The following is a 1409-nucleotide window of genomic DNA, read 5'->3' as shown; positions in this document are numbered from 1 at the left end:
AGTAATCGTCTTCAATTATTATTTTTCAGCGACTTTTCCTAAAAATCTATACAGCCATATACTTATCAAAAAAAATAATTACAGGCGCGAGCGGTTACTATCATTAAGATAAAAGGAAATTTATCATTATTTCAAATTGAAGACTCGAATAATTGCATCAAGACGAAGTAAAAAGTATAATATAAGTATCTAATGAAAATCTTCAATTATTGGAATTAAAAATTAGAGACTATTTTGTCCTTAACACAGTAATATTGAGTGAGCCACCACTAATAGATAAAAAGTTTTCAATCTAATATCAGAAACTCGAACTTATTCTTAGTAAAAACCAAAACATCCAATTTTAAATCAGTTCAACTATTTAAAATTCACTTTTTTTGTGATCAGGAATCTAAAAAATAAACCCTGCTATTTTTGTATATTTGATGTCTTACAATCAAATAAAAAAAATGACATGAAACATATAGGCTGGATTGGTCTTGGCAATATGGGAAAACCTATGGCGAACAATTTGTTTAAGACAGGTTTTCCATTAACGGTATTCAACAGAAGTGCAGCTAAAACAAAATCTTTTGAAAATACCAATGTCATAATTGCCCAAAATATTAGTGAATTAGTGGGACATTCCGACATCATTTTTACCATGCTGAGCAATGATGAAGCCGTTTCAATGGTATATGAAGAAATTTTTGGGATGGAAGAAATAAGCGGAAAACTTTTTATTGATATGAGTACCATTTCTGAAGAACTTTCAGTAGGTATTGCCCAAAAGATGAAACAAGGAAAAGCTTCATTTTTAGATGCTCCAGTAGCTGGAAGCACGCAGCCCGCAGCAAATGGAGCCTTGACGATAATGGTTGGTGGCGATGTAAATGACCTAACTTTAGCCTTGCCTTATTTTGAAAAGTTAGGCAAATTTATCAAACACGTAGGCCCAAATGGAAAAGGAATTGCGACCAAACTGAGCGTGAATTATTTCCTCTCGATTTTGTATCTGGGATTAGCAGAAACGGTATTATTTGCCGAAAAAAATGGCGTCAATCGTTCGGATTTATTAGAAATCATCAATGAAAGTGCTTGCGGAAGCGGTGCCACAAAAGTCAAAACCCCCTTGCTAATCAACGAAGATTACAAACCTGCATTTGCCTTGAGCTTAATGCAAAAAGATATTATGCTTGCTCAAAAAAATGGGGTGAATTTTCCTTTGACGAATGCCATTATTGAAACTTACTCCGAGGCAATACAATCAGGTTTGGGAAATCAAGATGTTATTTCGGTTATCAATTATTTAAAAGAAAAATAATTCGTTATTCGTTATTTCATTAAAAACGACACAAAATGGAAACTTTTGGCGCAAGTAAAGAATTTATAAAAGACGACGAATTCTAATGGGAAGTGGTTGACGAAGG

Annotated in this window: 1 protein-coding gene; it reads left to right on the top strand. The window is 33.2% G+C overall.

Annotated features, from left to right (window positions below):
* The first annotated feature begins 454 nt into the window (after positions 1-454).
* Positions 455-1303 (top strand): NAD(P)-dependent oxidoreductase, encoded by an 849-nt coding sequence (locus tag EKL98_RS15880; protein WP_126563137.1) that lies wholly within the window; start codon positions 455-457, stop codon positions 1301-1303.
* Positions 1304-1409 lie beyond the last annotated feature (106 nt).

This window comes from Flavobacterium bomense, from assembly GCF_003970355.1.
This window is presented reverse-complemented; position numbering and strand designations above follow the sequence as displayed.

Bases quoted from the DNA above. Each gene is read 5' to 3' on its own strand.
- EKL98_RS15880 (WP_126563137.1), top strand. From the start codon at position 455: ATGAAACATATAGGCTGGATTGGTCTTGGCAATATGGGAAAACCTATG.